The organism is Thalassolituus sp. UBA2009 (assembly GCF_002335285.1).
GTDB classification, from domain to species: Bacteria; Pseudomonadota; Gammaproteobacteria; order Pseudomonadales; family Oceanobacteraceae; genus Venatoribacter; species Venatoribacter alkanivorans.
Map to the genome: position 1 here is coordinate 559 of NZ_DDCJ01000001.1, position 2,678 is coordinate 3,236.

Consider the following 2,678-nt stretch of genomic DNA (forward strand, 5'->3'; position numbering starts at 1 on the left):
AGGAATTTTTAGCCGATAACAGGCTTGTTTAATTAGTGTTAACAGGCCCTAGGATACTGGCCACTTTGTGAAGTGATTTATAAATAACAGGTATATCGCAGCTCACTTACAGACTGTTTTTTATTCTCACTCCTGTTGAGCTGGCTATCAGCCGCAGTCTTTCTAGACTCATAGAACCTGTGCTCACTGAACGCTAAGCAAGGGAATATGCAGGGAGGGAACATGAGTACATTTTACTGGCGCAGTGCTTCCGGCCGACGGTTGCTGATCCGGCTGTTTATAGTCAGCCTGCTGTTATCTCTGTTGTCATCCTCTGTGACGCTGTACAGCGCTTACCGCTCGGAATTCCGCCACAATGAAGCCCTGCTGCAACAGATCCGCAGCGGCTATTTGCCGGCTCTGGCGCAGAGCGTGTGGAGTTTTGATATTCCACAGGTCAAATCCCAGCTGGCGGCTCTGGTACAGTTTCCTTATATCCGCGCTGCCGTGCTGGATGCCGGTAATGGCGAGCACTTTTCCGCCGGACAGGCCGGGAACGAAAAACCCGCTACAAGGTTCTGCAGGAGCGGCAGTTTGATCTGCATTATCACAATGGCGAGCGCAGTATTCTGGTCGGCAGTCTGCATTTGCAGCTGGATTTGGCGGCAATGCGTCAACAGATTCTGGCGATGGCTCCGGTTGTGCTGTTACAGCATCTGATGACGGTTCTGTTGTTGGCGGTTTTACTGTCGTTTGCGGTATTCAGGTGGCGCAAACGTTATGCCGGCTCTCAGCTGCGCGCTCTTACTGACTGGGCGGAGCGTGGTGATATTCGTGCACTGGTACAGTTGCCGGATGATGGTGGCGGCAGTGATGAGCTTAACCGCATTGGCCATACTATTAACCGTTTATGCCAGCAGCTTCAGCAGGTAATGGCAGAGCGTGATGATTCCGACCGTGAGTTGCAACAGCTTAAAAATCAGCTGGAGCAGAAAGTAGAAGAACGGACGGGCGAACTGAATAATGCCATTTTATCGCTTAACCGTCTGCTTGATACCCTGCAGGAAAACCAGCATGAGCAGGTAGAAAATGAAAAAATGGCGCAGCTGGGCAGTCTGGTTGCCGGTGTTGCCCATGAGCTGAATACGCCGCTGGGCATTTGTGTAACGGCCCGGAGTTATATCGAAGATTCAGTATTGCTGATTCAGCAGCGGGTGAAAGACGGCAGTCTGGATAAAAATACCTTCTCGGCGCAGATTAATAATATTTCAGAAGGTTTGTTACTGATCGATGAAAATCTGAACCGCTCACACCGCCTGGTGCGTACCTTTAAATCGCTGGCAGTTGATGAAGAAAGTGATTTCCGCTCGCGCTTTTCATTGGAAGAATTTCTGCAGGAATTTGCCGGTAACAATGATGACTTTTTTGTTGAAGACAACACCTGTCGTATTGAATATAACCTCAGCCAGTCGGTTATTCTGAACACCTGCCGGCAGACGCTTGGGTTGGTAATGGGAGCACTGATTGGCAACTCGCTGGATCATGGCTATCCGGACGGTGGTGACAGTCATATTCAGATACATGGCAGTATAGATGTAACAGAAAACCTTCTGACGCTGATCTATAAAGACGATGGCGTCGGCATCAGTAATGAAGTGCGCGAGCATATTTTTGATCCGTTTTTTACTACAGGCCGTAACCGCGGCAAAACCGGTCTGGGGATGCATCTGGCGTATAATCTGGTTACACGTATTCTGCACGGCAGCATTGAAGTGTGTGAGCGCCGTCAGGGTGCGGAAAACCAGGGCGCAGAAATTCACCTGCGTATACCGCTGGATCTCGACCGATATGACCGGACGATGACTGAGCAGGGCTTAAAGCTGGTGATTAATAATCACTGAAACGTACTCACAGAATCCCGGAGCGGGTTCTGTGAGTGCATGGGTTAAACCGCAGCAGTATCTTCTGTGCTGGTTTCTGTATTATCTGTTGTCGCCAGATAGGCCGCACGCCCTGGCGGTGTCAGGCCACAGCCGCGCAGAATCATATCTTCAAGAAAATCACCAATACGCAGAATATCTTCTTCTTCATACTGACGTTTGTTGGTTACTTCGAGTACCTGGGTTTCAAAGTCAGCGTAATGCTGAGTTGATGACCAGATCATAAAAATAAGATGGGTCGGATCTACGGCACGGATTTTACCGGCATCAATCCAGCTCTGAATTACCTGAGTTTTCTCTCTGACCCATAAGCGCATTGCACCACTGATATAATCTTTCAGGTAAGGTGCGCCCTGAATGATTTCCATGGCGAAAATTTTAGATGCATTCGGATGGGTATAGGAAAGACGAATCTTGGTACGGATAAACAGGCTCAGAATATGAGCAGGATCACTGTCGGCATTAATATCGGACAGTACTTCGTTCCAGGTGGTCAGGATATTTTCCAGCAGGGCACGATACAGATTGCCCTTGTTCTTAAAGTAATAATGGATATTGGCTTTGGGAACGCCGGCACGGTCAGCAATGGCCTGCATGCTGGTACCCTTAAAACCATGTAATACAAACTCCTGCTCGGCTGCAGCAAGAATATTTTCATTGTTGCGCTCACGAATAGCGCCGGTCTTGTATTTTTGTGTGCTCATATCACTTCCCGCCAGTAAGAACAGAATCTGGCATAACATAGTCTGTGAGGGCCTA

At 48.8% G+C, this 2,678-nt stretch carries 3 protein-coding genes; 2 read left to right on the top strand and 1 reads right to left on the bottom strand.

Annotated elements, in window-relative coordinates; translation table 11 throughout:
- The first annotated feature begins 222 nt into the window (after positions 1–222).
- The gene (locus B3P58_RS00005) at positions 223–699 is read left to right on the top strand and encodes a hypothetical protein (protein WP_286714978.1); all 477 of its coding nucleotides are present in this window, start codon (positions 223–225) and stop codon (positions 697–699) included.
- Positions 648–1,880: a sensor histidine kinase gene (locus B3P58_RS00010; RefSeq protein WP_286714980.1), complete on the top strand. Its 1,233-nt coding sequence runs from the start codon at positions 648–650 to the stop codon at positions 1,878–1,880. Before B3P58_RS00005 ends, B3P58_RS00010 begins: the two co-directional genes overlap by 52 nt.
- 44 nt (positions 1,881–1,924) lie before the next feature.
- Here the strand turns inward: B3P58_RS00010 and B3P58_RS00015 are convergent, their stop codons facing one another.
- Positions 1,925–2,623 carry a TetR/AcrR family transcriptional regulator gene (locus B3P58_RS00015; RefSeq protein ID WP_145466531.1) on the bottom strand — a complete coding sequence of 233 codons (699 nt, stop codon included), beginning with the start codon at positions 2,621–2,623 and terminating at the stop codon, positions 1,925–1,927.
- Positions 2,624–2,678: the final 55 nt, after the last annotated feature.